At 50.4% G+C, this 16,214-nt stretch carries 13 protein-coding genes and 1 pseudogene; 3 read left to right on the top strand and 11 right to left on the bottom strand.

Going from position 1 to position 16,214, the window contains the following annotated elements; genetic code table 11:
- A pseudogene (locus BLQ88_RS37185) lies at positions 1-417 on the top strand (IS5/IS1182 family transposase); the annotation flags it as partial.
- Positions 359-1,180, top strand: a complete 822-nt coding sequence (locus tag BLQ88_RS15300) for a transposase (protein WP_229212704.1) — start codon at positions 359-361, stop codon at positions 1,178-1,180. The pseudogene BLQ88_RS37185 and the gene BLQ88_RS15300, both read left to right, overlap by 59 nt.
- A 151-nt stretch (positions 1,181-1,331) precedes the next feature.
- Here the strand turns inward: BLQ88_RS15300 and BLQ88_RS15295 are convergent, their stop codons facing one another.
- From BLQ88_RS15295 to BLQ88_RS15255, 8 genes are all read right to left on the bottom strand, one after another.
- Entirely contained in the window at positions 1,332-1,712 is a 381-nt protein-coding gene (locus tag BLQ88_RS15295; protein ID WP_090151539.1) for a T9SS type A sorting domain-containing protein, read from the bottom strand.
- Positions 1,713-1,999: 287 nt separating this feature from the next.
- On the bottom strand, positions 2,000-3,247 hold the full coding sequence (locus tag BLQ88_RS15285) for an MFS transporter (protein ID WP_090151534.1): 1,248 nt from the start codon (positions 3,245-3,247) through the stop codon (positions 2,000-2,002).
- A 121-nt stretch (positions 3,248-3,368) separates the two neighbouring features.
- Entirely contained in the window at positions 3,369-4,139 is a 771-nt protein-coding gene (locus BLQ88_RS15280) for a 3-ketoacyl-ACP reductase (RefSeq protein WP_090151532.1), read from the bottom strand.
- The gene (locus BLQ88_RS15275; RefSeq protein WP_090151530.1) at positions 4,136-5,281 is read right to left on the bottom strand and encodes a Gfo/Idh/MocA family protein; all 1,146 of its coding nucleotides are present in this window, start codon (positions 5,279-5,281) and stop codon (positions 4,136-4,138) included. Before BLQ88_RS15275 ends, BLQ88_RS15280 begins: the two co-directional genes overlap by 4 nt.
- Before the next feature lie 149 nt (positions 5,282-5,430).
- Positions 5,431-6,255: a sugar phosphate isomerase/epimerase family protein gene (locus BLQ88_RS15270; RefSeq protein WP_090151527.1), complete on the bottom strand. Its 825-nt coding sequence runs from the start codon at positions 6,253-6,255 to the stop codon at positions 5,431-5,433.
- Between the two features lie 72 nt (positions 6,256-6,327).
- On the bottom strand, positions 6,328-7,710 hold the full coding sequence (locus tag BLQ88_RS15265; protein ID WP_090151526.1) for a glycosyl hydrolase: 1,383 nt from the start codon (positions 7,708-7,710) through the stop codon (positions 6,328-6,330).
- 92 nt (positions 7,711-7,802) lie between these two features.
- A complete protein-coding gene (locus BLQ88_RS15260; RefSeq protein ID WP_090151521.1) occupies positions 7,803-8,741 on the bottom strand; it encodes a helix-turn-helix domain-containing protein in 939 nt (312 codons plus the stop codon).
- A gap of 3 nt (positions 8,742-8,744) precedes the next feature.
- Positions 8,745-9,299, bottom strand: a complete 555-nt coding sequence (locus BLQ88_RS15255; protein ID WP_090151519.1) for a DUF4126 domain-containing protein — start codon at positions 9,297-9,299, stop codon at positions 8,745-8,747.
- 147 nt (positions 9,300-9,446) lie between these two features.
- Between BLQ88_RS15255 and BLQ88_RS15250 the strand changes: the two genes are divergently transcribed.
- Positions 9,447-11,222 (top strand): ABC transporter ATP-binding protein, encoded by a 1,776-nt coding sequence (locus BLQ88_RS15250; RefSeq protein ID WP_090151516.1) that lies wholly within the window; start codon positions 9,447-9,449, stop codon positions 11,220-11,222.
- Positions 11,223-11,355: 133 nt separating this feature from the next.
- Here BLQ88_RS15250 and BLQ88_RS15245 read toward each other — a convergent pair whose 3' ends face one another.
- The 3 genes from BLQ88_RS15245 to BLQ88_RS15235 form a co-directional block, all read right to left on the bottom strand.
- Positions 11,356-13,908, bottom strand: a complete 2,553-nt coding sequence (locus BLQ88_RS15245) for a penicillin-binding protein 1A (RefSeq protein WP_090151513.1) — start codon at positions 13,906-13,908, stop codon at positions 11,356-11,358.
- Between the two features lie 81 nt (positions 13,909-13,989).
- Entirely contained in the window at positions 13,990-14,385 is a 396-nt protein-coding gene (gene msrB, locus BLQ88_RS15240) for a peptide-methionine (R)-S-oxide reductase MsrB (RefSeq protein WP_090151509.1), read from the bottom strand.
- A gap of 65 nt (positions 14,386-14,450) precedes the next feature.
- Positions 14,451-15,998: a DUF5723 family protein gene (locus BLQ88_RS15235; protein WP_090151506.1), complete on the bottom strand. Its 1,548-nt coding sequence runs from the start codon at positions 15,996-15,998 to the stop codon at positions 14,451-14,453.
- Positions 15,999-16,214 lie beyond the last annotated feature (216 nt).

Here is a 16,214-nt window from a genome sequence, read left to right as displayed (position 1 = left end):
GAAGTGGTGCTATTACTTGCCCAGGAAGGTCTGTTGAGCATTGAAGAGGTCTATACCGATGGGACTAAAATCGAAGCGAATGCCAATAAATATACTTTTGTCTGGCGGAAGGCGATTGCTACTAATAAGGAAAAGATCAAGAAACAGTTAGCCCATATCTGGGAATATGCCCAGAGCGTGGCCACGGCCGAAGATAGCCTTCCCGACCCGCCCGACTTCACTACGATCAGCAAGGAAAAGGTCCAGGACACAGTTGATAAGCTTAATCAGGTGTTGGGCAAAAAGGAGAATATTGACAAGAAGATGAAGGCTAAACTGGGTTATGTGACCAAGCACTACCCGTCCAATATCGCCCGCTATGAGCAGCAGGAGGCGATTTTGGGCGAGCGAAACCGCAGCGGCGGACCGCAGTTATAGCAAGACCGATACGGATGCTACCTTTATGAGGTTAAAAGAGGATCACATGCGTAATGGTCAGTTGAAGCCGGCCTACAATGTGCAGATATCAACCTCCAACCAATTTGTTGTTAATTACAGCATCCACTCTAACCCGACCGACACCAATACACTGGCTGCGCATCTTGACCAATATGAAGAAAGCTTTGGCAGTTCGTTAAAATCATTGACTGCTGATGCCGGGTACGGATCAGAAGAGAACTACACGTTGCTAGAAGAAAAGCAAATCGCCGCTTACGTGAAGTATGGCCTCTTTGACAAGCGGCAGCACAAAAGCTTCAATAAAAAGCACCCGTTCAGCGCTGATAAGCTCCACTATAATCCCCAGGGCGATCATTACATCTGTCCCATGGGACAGAAGATGCAATACATTGGCAACAAGATTAACAGAACCGCAACGGGCTTCGTACAAAGCGCCCGGATGTATAAGGCTAATAACTGTGACAACTGCCCTTTGAACGGTGCCTGCCATAAATCCAAAGGCAACCGGATTATTCAAGTCAATGTCAATCTGGAAAGGCAAAAACAGCAAGCAGACCGGCTACTGAAAAGTGAAGAAGGAATCATCAAGCGAAAGAAGCGATGCTTTGATGTTGAACCTGTTTTTGGTAACATTAAAAATAACCACAACTTCCGCCGGTTCATGCTCCGTGGCAAGCAAAAGGTTGAGATCGAATGGGGATTGATTGCAATAGCACAGAATATTAGGAAAAAAGCGGCCTAGATAGGCTTGCTTGCCCTACCAGCAGCCCATTCCGATCAACTTTGCCCATAACTTCACAAAATTCGGAAAACGAATTTTCTATAACGGGCTAAAACAACAGACCGCCCCAAATTGATTTGAGACGGCCTCCCGGGTACTATGTATTTGAACCTTATTTAACTGTCAGAATACGTTCGATTTTTTGATCGGCCACTTCGAAAGTTTTGGTTTGAACTTCGTTGCCACTGATGATGTCCAGTTTGTATTTACCTGGCTCCATCGCGTCGAGGTTCAGGGTACGGCCGAATTTTTTGTTGTCTCTCGCAACTGTCTCACGGTATACTACGGTTCCTTCGGCGTCTCTGAGTAGCAATGTGGTTTTGGAATCTGTACTGCCTTTGTCGACGAGGACGTTAATTTTACCGGTTTTGGTGGCGTAAATGCCGGTTCCGAAAGTGGAAGCTTTTTTGGCTTCTTTGTCGCCCGCCTGGGCAGTGAAAGAAGCGGCTGCAAGCGCAAATGCGCAGATGAAGGTTTTGACTGTTGTTTTCATGACTATTTTATTTTTATGGCTATAAGTTTTGTTCTATTTTAAGAACGGGACAAAGGTAAGATGGTGCCCGTGTACCCTGGCGTTCAAAGTACACGAGCGGATTTTCGGGTGGGACAAGTGGTTGATTCCCAGCATAAGCAATTAAGCGGTATCTCATGGCTATATCTAATTTGTAACCAAGAGTCGGAGATCGGTGGGGGAACGTTGCTTGGAATAGTGTTAATAACTGTTAAAAAAAACGGCCCTCCATCTGTGGGGGCCGCTTTTAACTAAAACTAAAACCGAAACTATTCTTTTTCTACAAAGTCCATATCCTTTGTAAATGTCTCTTCCAGGAAATATAAGGCCAGCAATGCCACTACGGCCGTCGCTATACCTATTACCAGCCCGCTCTGGATCACACCCAGGTCGGGTTTGAAACTCACAAACAATGCAGCCAACGGGATGGTCGCGCCGCGCACGAAATTGGGTACCGTCGTCGCTACGGTTGCCCGCAGATTTGTACCGAACAATTCCGCCGCAATAGTAATGAACAATGTCCAGTAACCATTGCAGAATCCGAGCAAGGTACAAAGCAAGTAGAAGGAGAACAAATCCTGCATTGGAATTAGCAAATAACCGATCACCATTGCAAGCGACAAGACGATAAACAGCCTGATCACTTTCTTCCTGCTCCGCATATACTGACTTAGTAACCCACTGACGATATCTCCGCCAACCTGCCCTGAAAAAGCCAGCATTACTGCTTTTCCCGCATTAATCCCTTCAATGCCTTTCGCGGCCCCGAATTCAGGGGAGAATGTAATGAGAATTCCCACCACGAACCAGATCGGCAAGCCTACCAGGATCGCCATCAGGTATTTACCGAGGCGCTTTCCGTTGGTGAGGATCATGAATATATTGCCGCGAACCACCGAACGTTCTTTCGCATGCTTGAACATTCCGGATTCAAAAACATTGAAACGCAATACCAAAAGCAGCAAACCCATGCCGCCTCCTACAAAATAGGATATGCGCCATGCAAACAAATCGGCTACGAAGTAGGCCAGAATGGCACCCAAAACCCCGAGTGTAGCCACCAATGTGGTACCATAGCCGCGGATTTCTTTCGGTAATACTTCGGTTACGAGCGTAATTCCCGCCCCAAGCTCACCCGCCAGCCCAACGCCCGCAATAAAGCGAAGAATCGCGTACTGATCAAGCGAAGTGACAAACCCGTTACCGATATTGGCCAGCGAATACATGATAATCGACCCGAAAAGTACCGAAAGCCGACCTCTCTTATCCGCGATCACCCCCCACAACACGCCGCCAATCAGCATTCCCGCCATTTGGTAATTCAATAAGTTGATGCCTTCGTTGAGCAGTTGATCGTCGGCAACATTCAATGCTTTGAGACTCGGCACCCGCACCACACTGAACAGAAATAGGTCGTACATGTCGACCAGATAGCCCAATGCAGCCACTATCACAGGTATTTGCAATAACTGCGAGAGCAGCGATGGTTGGGGATTGTTGGTTGTTGTTGTTGACATAGGGTTAGGTTTTACTTCGGCGTTTGGCCATTGGCCGTCCGCTTGGGGTTGGTTAAATGTCAATCAATTCTTTTGACGGCCGACGGCTGACCGCCGATTTGTTGTTTTCGGCGTCGTGCGCTTAAAGCCGGTCAATCAGCATTCCGCCGTCTACACCGATTACCTGGCCGGTGGAGTAGGGGAAATCGCCTCTCGTTAACGAGGCTACGGCTTTGCCTACATCCTCGGGCGTGCCCCAGCGTGGTTGCAATGCAATGCCGCTTTGGAACAGGTTATCGTATTTCTCCTGTACTTTGGAAGTCATGTCGGTGGAAATAATACCCGGACGGATCTCGTATACCGGAATGTTGTACTCAGCCATTCTCACAGCAAAAAGCAGGTTGGTCATCGCAAGCCCGGCTTTTGAAATACAATATTCTCCACGGTTAATGGACGCCACCGTGGCCGAAATGGAGGTTACGAAAATGATAGCTGCCTCGAATGCATGGTTATTCTCTTTGGCATGCGCCATTCTCTTGCCAATGGCTTGTGTAAAAAAGAACGGGCCTTCGAGGTTGGTCGTCATCACTTCCTGGTAATTCTCGACAGTGGTTTCGAGAATGTCCAGACGGACACGCGGTGCAATGCCGGCATTGTTGACGAGCAAATTGATCTGCCCGAAAACGGAATAGGCCTTTTCGATAATGGCCTCACGATCTGTTGCGCTGGCAATGCTACCCTGGCAATACGCCACTTCCGCACCGAGTTCGCGCAATTCGTTGAGGGCATCGGCAGCGCCCGCTTCATCGCGGACGCCGTTGATGGCCAGGTTATATCCTTCTTTGGCAAGGGCTTTGGCAATGCCGAAACCGATACCGCGACTTCCGCCGGTAATGAGTGCGGTCTTTTTCATAGATCCTGCACGTCAACCCATTGGCGTTTTTCCCAGCTTTCAAGCCCTTTTTCGGCGAGTTTCACACCACGCGCACCCGCTTTCAGATCCCATGGGAATGGCTCGTCTTTTACGATATGTTTGAGAAAAAGCTCCCATTGTGCTTTGAATGCATTGTCATAAATCTCTTGCTCGGGCACTTTCGACCAGCCATCGAAGAAGGGAATCGGCTGAGCGATATCCGGGTTCCAAACTGGTTTCGGCGTATTGCCGTAATGCTGAACGTAGCAATCGCGCAGACCGGCAACGGCCGAGCCATGTGTTCCGTCCACTTGCAGCGTGAGCAGGTCGTCGCGCCGTACGCGCACCGTCCAGGATGAGTTGAAATGTGCGATCACGTCACCTTCCAGCTCGAATGTGGCGTAGCAGGCGTCGTCGGCGGTACATTTATAGGTATTGCCATTCTCATCTACGCGCTCAGGAATGTGCGTCGCGCCGAGGCAGGAAACGGCTTTTACATTGCCGAACAGGTTATCCAGCACATAACGCCAGTGGCAGAGCATATCCACGATAATGCCGCCATCATCTTCCTTGCGGTAGTTCCACGAAGGGCGCTGAGCCGGAATGCTGGTTCCTTCGAAAACCCAGTAACCAAACTCGCCGCGTACGGAAAGGATCTTGCCGAAGAAACCGGCTTCCATCAGTCTTTTCAATTTTACCAAACCCGGCAACCACAGTTTGTCCTGCACGACGCCGTTTTTCAAACCGGCTTTCGTCGCAAGTTCAAACAGCTCCAATGCTTCCTCGGTAGTGGTACCGGTTGGTTTTTCGCAATAAATATGCTTTCCAGCTTCGATAGCCTTCTTCACAGCCGCAGCACGACGGCCGGTTACCTGCGCATCGAAATAGATCTGGTAATGCGGGTCGGACATGACCGAATCCAGGTCGGTAGTATATTTCTGCACACCCGATTGCTTGCAAAGCGCTTGCAGCTTGGCTTCGTTACGGCCTACCAGGATCGGGTCGGGCATAATCACCTCGTCGGCCGAAACTTTCACTCCGCCCTGCTCGATAATGGCTTTGATAGAACGCAGCAAATGCTGGTTGGTACCCATACGGCCGGTTACGCCGTTCATGATAATGCCTATGGTATGTGTTGTCATTGTTGTTTTTGTTTAATGGCGCGAAGCTCCTGCTTCGTGCCCGCTATGTTGGAGGCCTCCGGCCGACTTGATTTACGTTACGCTTATTAATGCCGGCCAGAGGCCTGCGAATAGTTTTGCACGAAGCAAGAGCTTCGCGCCATTATCTTTTACACTGTTCTGACAAACGATTCGGTTACCTCACTAAGGAACAAATGCTGGTCCTTCGCCCAATGGATATTCGAGAAAATCTCCACCTCGCAAAAGCCATTGAAACCCGTAGCCTCTACCCAGCCCCTGATTTTTTTCAAATCAATACACCCTTCACCCATTAAGCCCCGGTCATTCAAAAGATCAATGGTATTCACTTTCCAGTCGCACACGTGGTACGCGAGCAGGTTCCCATTCGCGCCGCAGCGCGCGATCTCTTTTTCCAAATCACCATCCCACCACAAGTGGTACACATCCACAGCCACGCCCACGAAAGGAGATTTGAAATGCTCCGCCATATCGTTAGCCTGCGCCATGGTGTTAATGGCCGAGCGATCGGCGGCGTACATCGGGTGCAACGGCTCGATGGCCAGCTTCACTCCCAGTTTTTCAGCCAGCGGCAGAATGGCGGCAATGCCCTCACGGATCTGGTCGCGGGAAGTTTCCAGTGACTGATCCGGCGAGGCGCCGCATACCAGCACGATCATCGGGGCTCCCAAGGCCGCGGCTTCTTCGAGGAGCTTGCGGTTATGGTCGATCGCCTGTGCGCGCCCGGCGCTGCTTGTATGCGGGAAAAAGCCGCCGCGTACGTAAGAAACGATTTCCAGCCCGGCAGCCCGGATGATTTCGCCCGCCCGGTGCGGCCCGATACCTTCCGTAGCATTCTGCCATACGCTAATGCCTTTCACGCCAGCGGCCGCGTAATTTTCCACCGCCTCCGAAAGACCCCAGGGTTTGGTCGTAATGGTGTGAATACAGCACCGGTCGAGTGTTATGTTTTCCAATTCGGAGATGTGGTTATTGTTGGTATGACTTTAATTAAATGTGAAGTCGGCACTGTCAGCCTGACAGTTACGTTACTTCACTGCGCCCAGATACGAATAATAAGGCAACCCCTTATTGATCCGGTGGAGGTAAAGCGCTACTTCCCGCGCGTGGTAATCGCCCCACATGCTTGATTCACCATTCGGGATTTTTTGTCCGGCAGGTACATTATCCCAGCCATTCGGACGGTGGTAAATCGAATGCAGGATCAAACCCTGGTGCGTGGGATCGGTTGAGAGGTAAGGCTCGGCGAAAAGAGCGTCGATAGCCGTGAGGCCAGCTTGCCAATAGCGGTTGCCCGCTTCGGTTTGGCCTTTGTCATTCAGATACTTACCTAAACGAAGCAGGCCTTGCGAGCCAATACCCGCCGCCGAGCTGTCGATCGGCTCGAATTCGTTGTAAGGATCGGAGGTGCGGGAAGTATAATCGCCGAGTTTATGAATTTGTGGGGCGCCGGTATCCCAGTAAGGAATGCCGTCGGATGCTGTGTTTTCAATGTAAAAATCGCAGGTCGCTTGCGCCGCTTTGAGGTAAATGCGCTCGATTTCAGCACGACCGCCTACGGGTGCCAGTTCTTCATCGGAGAAGCTGGCGAGTGATTCGAGCTGCTCTGCGAAGCCCAGCATCGCCCACGCGAGGCCACGCGTCCAGGTAGTGAAGCCCGAAAAGCCTTGCTGGGAATTTGGACAGCGGTAGTTGCCGTCGTTGGTATTGAACACGCTTTCATGCGCCGTACGTCCCCAAAGATCGTAGCTGTCGCGGCCTTCGCCGTAGTAAACGGAATAGTTGGCAGTAGCAATGGAATGCAGCGTTCCGCGTTCGAGCAGGCTGGTTTTTAAATCATTTTCACCCATAAAACTATGGCCGAGCAAATGGGAAACCATCAGCGCCCTTACCGAACGGATCGTATCCACAAACAACGAGTGCGGCCCGTTGAATGAATGGATAAAGCCCTGTCCATTCTTGATCGGTGTCCAGCGACGTGCCTGTACCGCTCCCGACACTTTCAATGCGATCTCATAGAAGTTGCGTTCCCATTCGTTTTCCGGGATCACCCCTTCGTTCATCAGCCGCAACAGGTTGCCGTACGTGCTCACGTTGTTGAAACCATGATCGTGCACACCGAAATGTCCTACGTGCGAGGCCATGAAATCCACGGTGTTCCTGCGCGCACTGGCAAGGTAGCTTTCATCGCGGGTTGCGTCGAATTGCAACACTTCCGCACCGTACTGGAAGCCTTGCGTCCATTCCGTCCAGCCGCGGAGGGTGTATTTGCCGTTCACGGTGAAAACCGGGGTGCCTTTCGAGTTGTCGTACTCTTTGTTAATGAGCTTGATTTTCTCGCCGGAAACCTCCCAGAACCGGTCGAGTTTCGGTTGGAGGGAAGCTGCCGTCAGTTCGTTTTTTATCTGCATAACTTATATCAATAGTATTATTTAGCCATTTTAATTTTGGATAATACAAAGATATTTGCGGCAAAAAGGGATAGCAAGGTACAAATCTGCTATTAAATGGTACTTTTCCGAACATGTTCGCGGTACTCGTTGGGCGTGAGTCCGGTTTTCTTTTTGAAGATGCGGCTGAAATAGGACGGGTCGTCCATATGGATATGGTAGGCGATTTCCTTGCTGCTCAGATTGGTGAAAACCAGGAGTCGTTTGGCTTCGAGGAGCAGTTTGTCGAGAATGTATTCCTGGCAGGAAATGCCGAGGTGTTTTTTGATGATTTTACTCAGATAATCGGGCGTAACCGATAGCTGGCTGGCATATTGCTGTACTTCATGCATTTGCCGGAAATTTTTCTCCACCAGTTCCTGAAAACGTCCCGCGAGTTCGGGTACGCTTGATGCAGGCGATTCAACCGGCTGCGCATGATGCTGGGTCAGGAAAGCGCATTTTTGTAGTAACAATCCCAAATATCTTCCGATTAGCGTCTGGTCGGTTTCGGCGCTCAAATGGTCGGTAACCATGTTTTCAAGGATGTTGTGGAAATAATGCTTGTCGCTTTCCGATAATGTGATGATCGGCTGCCGGCGTGCGGGCTGAAAGAACGGAAGCTGCGAAAGCGACGGGTTCATTGGATTATAAAACGTGTAAAAATCCTCCGAAAATGCCACGATATAACCCTGGAAAGAGCTCGAAAAGGTCAGCAAATGCACTTGTCCCGGCGTCAGGAAATGCAGTCCGGCTCCCTGGATATTGTAGGAATGAAAGTCGATTTCGTGAAAGCCTTGCCCTTCTTCGATAAAAAGGATTTCGTAATAGGTATGACGGTGCGGAGCGTCGGTCGGGAGCGGCGTAATGGGTAGGGATACCGGCCCGGCCTGAAAAGGCCCATCGTGCTGGATTTCAGTGCTGTTCTTAAATCTGAAAATCTTTAATGCAGGAACCTGGCTGGGTGTTTTGGGAAGCGAATGGACCGGAATTGCATCAGACACGAAAACCATGCATTAAGACTTTTTCAAATTCAGTAATCGTTTCAAAAGCCACAAGGCCAGCAAAACTACCAGCACCAGGGCAATTACCGGCAGAAATACCGCCAGGCCCGACAGCCCGAAGGACGCGACATTCTCGGCCGTAGAAACCACCGGATTACCGATACCCGCCGTTGTTTTGGACGAAAGGAGCCGCAGGATACCCGTACCGGCCTGCATCAATCCGGCCGTGCCGCCGCCGAGGATCAGTCCGAGCCCCCAATGCAGCATCGGGTTATCGATCTCGATGAACGAAGTGGTCAGTAAGGTTCCCGCCACCACGGCCGCAGGCGTAGCCACGGTATCGAGCAGGTTATCAATAAAAGGAATGTAATAGGCGGCAATTTCCAGCAACGTGGCTGTTCCCAATGCGAAAAAGGCCGTCCAGGTACTCAGCCACCCGAATTGCTCTCCGGGCGAAATCCAGCCGTTCATCGCCGCGACATTCGCGACAAGCATGGGCAGGAATATCCTGAAACCGCAGCTTGCGCTCAGGCCGATTCCCAGACATAAACTCAGAAACAGCTCCATTTTGACTATATTGAGGCTTTGAAACGTTAATGTAGTGTATTTGAAAAAGATATGCACCGATTGCCAGATTTTTTATCCCCTCTGTGACATTTTCTAACTTTGCATTGTTGATTCAGAACAACCACTGTATTACCTAATAGCTACCCGGTGAACCAGGAAACCAAAAGCGGCCAGATATTCGATCTTCCCACCCTAAGGCGTCTATACACATTCGTTCGACCTTACCAGAAGCAGTTTTACCTGCTCATTGCCATTATTTTGCTCAATGCGGTCCTCGCGCCGCTTACGCCCCTGCTGATCAAATACACGATCGATACGCCGATCGCCAACGGCAACTATTCGCAGTTGACGTTGATGCTGATCGTTATGGTGGTAGTAACCTTATTCCAGGGCATCGCACAGTTTTGGAACACTTATATGTCGGGCTGGCTCGGGCAGTACATCATCCGCGATATCCGCGTGCAATTGTACCAGAAGATCATCGGATTGAGGCTCAAATTCTTTGATAATACACCCATCGGCCGCCTCGTAACACGCACGATTTCGGATGTGGAAACGCTTTCTAACGTGTTCAGCGACGGTATGGCGGCTATTGCAGGCGATATTCTGCAACTGGTGCTGATCATCGCCGTGATGTTCTACACCGACTGGAAGCTCTCAATGATCAGCCTTTCGATGATCCCGCTGATGCTTTTCTGTACTTACGTTTTTAAGGAGAAGATCAAGGACTCGTTCAATGAAGTGCGGGCGGCGGTTTCGAACCTCAATGCATTCGTGCAGGAGCACATTACCGGCATGGGTATCGTGCAGATTTTCAGTAGCGAGGACATCGAATTCAAGAAGTTCAGGGAGATCAACAAAGTACACCGCAATGCGAACATCCGGTCTATTCTCTATTATTCGGTGTATTATCCGGTGGCGGATGTCATCGCTGCGGCGGGTACCGGGCTGGTGGTATGGTATGGTTCGAAGCAGATTCTCGACGCTGAGGTCACATTCGGTACGGTTACCGCATTTGTGATGTTTATCAACCTTTTCTTTCGCCCGATACGCCAGCTAGCCGACCGCTTCAACACATTACAAATGGGGATCGTGAGCACCGACCGCATCCTGAAACTGCTCGATAGCGACGAGTACACGGCCAATGAAGGCACATTCGCACCCGAATCGGTCAAGGGTAATGTGGAATTCAACAATGTGTGGTTTGCTTACAATGACGAGGAGTACGTTTTAAGGGATATTAATTTTAAAGTAAAAGAAGGGGAAACTATTGCCTTCGTGGGTGCCACGGGTGCCGGGAAGTCCTCGATCATCAACCTGCTCACGCGTTTTTACGACATTAATAAAGGGAATATCTACGTCGATGGGGTGGAAGTGCATGATTATGAATTGAATGCATTGCGCAAGAACATCGGTGTGGTGTTGCAGGATGTTTTCCTTTTTTCAGATAAGATTGAAAACAATATCCGCCTTGGCAACGAAAGCATTACCCATGAAAAAATCGTGGAAGCGGCTAAACTGGTAGGTGTGCACGATTTCATCGAGCGCTTACCGGGCGGTTATACCTACAATGTAATGGAACGCGGCGCGACGCTCTCGGTAGGGCAGCGGCAGCTTATTTCGTTCGTACGGGCAATGGTGCATGATCCGAAGATCATCGTCCTCGACGAAGCTACATCATCCGTGGATAGTGAAACGGAAGAACTCATTCAGCACGCCATCGAGAACTTAATGCATGGCCGCACGGCGATTGTGATCGCGCACAGGCTGTCGACGATCCAGGAGGCGGACAAGATTATCGTAGTAGATAAAGGACGGATCGTGGAGGAAGGTAACCACGAACAATTGCTCGAAAAAGATGGCGCTTATGCGAACCTGTACCGGATACAGTACAAGGAGGTGCATAAGATTGGGAGTTTGTAGGGAGTTTAGAGTTAAAGGTTTAGAGTCAAAAGTTGAAACTCTGGACCCTAAACTTTGAACTCTCGACTCTGAACCCTAAACTTTGAACTTTAAACTCTGAACTCATAAACTCATGAACTCATAAACTCCAAACTCAATTCCTCTTCCCAGTATCCAAAGGAATTGGCGGTGGCCCGATGAGGAAATCGTCTTCTTCATTTCGTTTTGCCGGAGTACTATCTCCTTCAATCCCCAGTGAATCGCTTACGGCCGGTGCCCATTGTGTAGGGCAATTGTAGGTTTTGGATATTTTGAAACTCGGTTTCGGGAATGGCCCTGGTTCGATGGATTTGTCTTTATAAACCTTTTCCAGGAATGCCCCTACCAGCGGTAACGCGGTTTTGGCACCCTCACCGAGATTTGTCGTCCGGAAGTGGATGCTGCGGTCGTCGCCGCCTACCCAGGCGCCCACTACGAGGTCGCGCGTGACGCACATGAACCAGCCGTCGGAGTTATTGGATGTAGTCCCGGTCTTGGCGCCCATCTCATTGCCGTTCAGTGTCGTGTTGAAACGCCAGCGGATACTTCCAGATGTGCCACCGCCTTCTTCCACACCCGCACGCAGCATTTGCAGCATCAGGAATGCGGATTCTTCGCTGATCGCCTGACGGTGTTCCGGTTGGAATTCTTCAATTACCTTACCATTGCTGTCCTCGATTTTCGTCACGAGAATGGGTTGGGTGTAAGTACCATTGTTCGCGAAAACACCGTAGGCAGCTACCATATCATAAAGCGATACATCGAATGGCCCCAAGCCGATTGACGGAACCGGCTTCAATGGCGTGGTAATGCCCATTTTTTTAGCATACCGAACTACATTCGCTGCGCCTACCTGGTCGGTAAGTTCCGCTGTCACAGAGTTGATCGACTGCGCGAGTGCGCGACGGAGCGTCATGGGCGCGTAGGTGTAAGTGCCCGTTGCATTGCGCGGTTTCCAGATTTTCTCCTCGCCGTCTTCCTCGTAAGTTTTTTCAAACGGTTTGTCCACGATCTCGTCGCAGGGGTTCATATTAAATGACGAGTCGTCGATTGCGGTCGTGTAGACGAACGGCTTGAATGTAGAGCCGGGCTGGCGTTTGCCTTGCTTCACGGCGTCGTATTTGAAATAATTGTAGTCCAAACCGCCCACCCAAGCCTTGATCTGCCCGGTTTGCGGGTTCATGGCCATCATACCGGCGCGGAGAATGCGCTTATAGTAATCGAGCGAGTCCATCGAACTCCAATATTTCGTCATCTCCCCGCTGTTTTTCCAGTCGTAGACGGTCATCGTGTCCTTTTTGTTGAGGTAATAGGTCACGCTGTCGGGATTGTTCGGGAATTTGGCGGCCAATGTGCGGTATTTGCTGGTTCGCTTCACGACGTTCGGGAGGAAATCGGTGATTTCGTTGCCCTGCTCGTCGCGCCAGGGGTTCTGGTTACGCCAGTGATCTTCGAAAACGCGTTGCAGCTGCTTCATTTTCTGGGTCATAGCCTCCTCGGCGTCCTCCTGCATGCGCGAGTCGATGGTCGTGTAGATTTTCAAGCCATCGGTATAAAGGTCATAACCATTCTCGTCGCCCCATTTTTTAACAAAATCAACGACCGCATTCTTGAAATAATTGGCATTACCATCGTAAGGCGTCTCGAATTTGGTTTTCAGCTCGATAGGCAACGCGCTGATGGAATCGGCCTGCTTGGCGCTCAGGTAGCCATATTTACGCATCTGGTCGATTACCACATTACGGCGTTCGAGCGAGCGCTTCATGTTGCGGATCGGGTTGTAGGTGGTTGTCGCTTTTTGCAGACCCACCAGCACCGCCGATTCCTGCACATTCAAGCTGTCGGGCGATTTGCTGAAATATGATTTGGCAGCGGTGTTGATACCATATGTATTGTTCCCGTAGTCGACCGTGTTGAAATACATGGTCAGGATCTCTTCTTTGGTAAAATTCCTTTCCAGTTTAATGGCGGTGAGCCATTCCTTGGTTTTGTAAATCAATGTACTGAGGCCTGGGACGTAGCCTAGTACCCCCCGCGCACCGGATTTACGCGTTTTGAAAAGCTTTTTGGCAAGCTGCTGTGTAATGGTACTACCACCTCCGCGGTCAGTAGCACCAGTGGCAATGCCCCAGGCCACGCTGGCCATCGCTTTGTAGTCGATACCCGAGTGCCGGTAAAAGCGGGCATCCTCGGTCGCGATCAATGCTTTTACCAGGTTAGGAGAAATCTGTTTGTAAGGTACCGGCGTCCTGTTTTCGGTGTAGAATTTCCCGATCATGATGCCGTCGGCAGTATAAATTTCCGAGGATTGCGCCACTTTCGGATTTTGCAGGTCTTCGACGCTCGGCATGCTGCCCATGAGCCAGAGGAAGTTGGTTTCAACACAGAAAATATAGAGCCCGAATGCTACGATCCCATAAGCGATTGTTTTCCAGATCGTCATGATCGGGCGGTAGTATTTCGAGCTGGTATCGATATTGTCCTCCCACCAGTTGCGCGCGGATTTCTTGTTCTGTCGATAGGTGTGGAACAACTTGTCGGCCTTGGGTTTGCCGGTTACAAGTGCGGTAATTTTGTAAGCAATCCTGTTGATGAGTGTGGCGAGCCAGGCACGAATCGCCCGGAACAGCGTTCTGATTTTGGTAAAAAACGATCGGATAACTTCCATCAAACGTTTTGGTTCGTAATGGGTCAAAGATAAGAAAAGCCGGATAGATATGATTCAATCCGGCTTTTTCTAAGATTTATTCTATTCAGCTTTGTGGAATTTCAATGCGGCTCCGTTCATGCAGTAACGAAGTCCCGTGGGTTTCGGCCCGTCGTTGAACACGTGGCCGAGGTGCCCGCCGCAGGTTCTGCAAACCACTTCGGTGCGGGTCATGCCATGACTTTTGTCGACAATTTCTTCCACGTTGTCCTTGGCTACCGGCATGAAAAAGCTCGGCCATCCCGAACCGGAATCATATTTGGTTTCGGAACTGAAAAGGGGCGTCCCGCATGCCGCGCACACGTAGGTGCCTTCTTCTTTATTGTCATTATAAGGATGCGAAAACGGCCGCTCGGTGCCTTTTTCAAACAGAACAAAGCATTGCTGGCCGGTAAGCTCCTGCTGCCATTCTTCCCTGGTTTTTTGTACTTCTCTCATGGATTTGTTTTTTAGGAATGGTCAGAAAAATCGTACCATATCCTTTGATAACGTTGAAGCGGAATTTATCGTTTGGAAAAGATGCGGCGAATCCACGAATCGCGCGGCGGCCAGCATTGGTTTTGAGATTCGGGTGGTTTGCGGAACAGTCCGCCGGAAATGCCGAAATATAAGTTGAATGCCCGTGGATTGCCGATATTCAGGAGCCCGGTAAGGTGGTCGGTGCCGAGCCAGAGCGGGCCAATGCGGCCCGCGAGACCGATCGCAGGGGTGCGGTAACGGTTCATCAACGACAGCGGTACCGATATTTCGTACCATTTGTGCTCGTATCGCGGGGTAACGCCAATGTAAGACTCTGCTTTCATACCGAATGCGCCCTGAGAAATCAGATTTTGTACCCAAAGCCCATTTACGTACACATTCGGTTTTACATTATAATCCACACTCGCCTGGAAGGCCATCGGCAACACCGATTTGAAATTCGGCGCGATAGGCTGCCCGCCGTCCAGCGAGGAGTTGATCGCATTGAATATGCCTTCCGAGCCTTTCAGCTTCTGGAAAGTGTCGTAACGGAATTCCTTGTTCGTCGTGTGGGTTTCCTGTTGCAGAATGTAGGCCGGGTTGTTGAAATGCACACGGCCGATGTCGGTCAGGGAAACGGCTACGCGGTACAGGTATTTGTTCTTCGATGCGTCGCGTTTGCGTTCGCCTCTTTCGCGGTAAGTGGCCTTGTGGACGTCGGGCCGGTACTCGTAAACAGCTCCGAGGTCGAAACCCCAGCCGCTTCCCGGAGGCGCGCCGCCGAGCAGCCACGCGGGTGAGGGTTTTATATTCTGAAACCCTTCGTCACGCGTGAGGGCATAGCGCACGTTGATTTCATTCACATTAATATACTGCCGCTTGTTTTCCCAGTTGGCGTCGGGCTGGATGTCGTAGGATGAATTTTCGATAATGGCGTGTGCATTATAAAGGCCTATGAGCCTTTTGACCGTGAAACCGACTTTAAAGAAGTCCGTTTCATCGTCGAAAACGGTACCGCCAAGCGTCAGCGCTATTTCACCCATACCATTCACATGCAGCTGGCCCGACTGGTTTTCATAAACCTGGTCTTGTATATCCTTGAACTGAGTCGTTTTGCTGATCAACCGCGCCATGGGCTCCGTTACCTGGGTCATGTTCAGGATGTAGCGGGCCCGCGATGAAATGCCTACACCAACGCGCCCTTTGAACATATTGAACATGATCGAAGGCAAACGTGTATCGCCGCCCGCGTTCATATACTTTTTGTTACCGTTCAGTTTCTCGCCCAGATAGGAGCGGGGAAACAGCAGCATGCCGCGTTCATTGTGGTATTTGGCTGGTACCGTGTTGGTAATCAGGCTCAGGAACGAGTAAGGTGCTTCGTATTTGACGTGGTTGTTGGCGGTGTAAAATTGCGTGCCGACGAGATTCACATATACGCTGTAACGGCTGTCCGCTACAAATGCCGGATTATGGTATAAGGCATTCGTTCCGGCGAAATTGCTCATGGCCGTGCCGGGCAAATGCTGGGCGAGGGAGTTGATGGTTAATCCGCAGACCAATCCTAATATGGATAACCAGCTTCTTTGCATAGGGAACGTGAGATTCGGTAGGGGTGGCCGACAGTTAGATCAGGCTACAAAGAAAATGCTAACCGCATTGACTTGCAACATTGTTTACTGTTTGGGTAAAGAATATTCCATAACGCTGGGCGGCACGATTTTAATACGGAGGTAATGCGCAAATAGTTGCTTGCTATGTAGCTTGTCAGGCTCAGTGCTTTAAGCGGATATTGGCTTTTTCCGCGA

Origin of the sequence: Dyadobacter soli (assembly GCF_900101885.1) — a bacterium.
In the GTDB taxonomy this organism is placed as follows: domain Bacteria; phylum Bacteroidota; class Bacteroidia; order Cytophagales; family Spirosomataceae; genus Dyadobacter; species Dyadobacter soli.
This window is presented reverse-complemented; position numbering and strand designations above follow the sequence as displayed.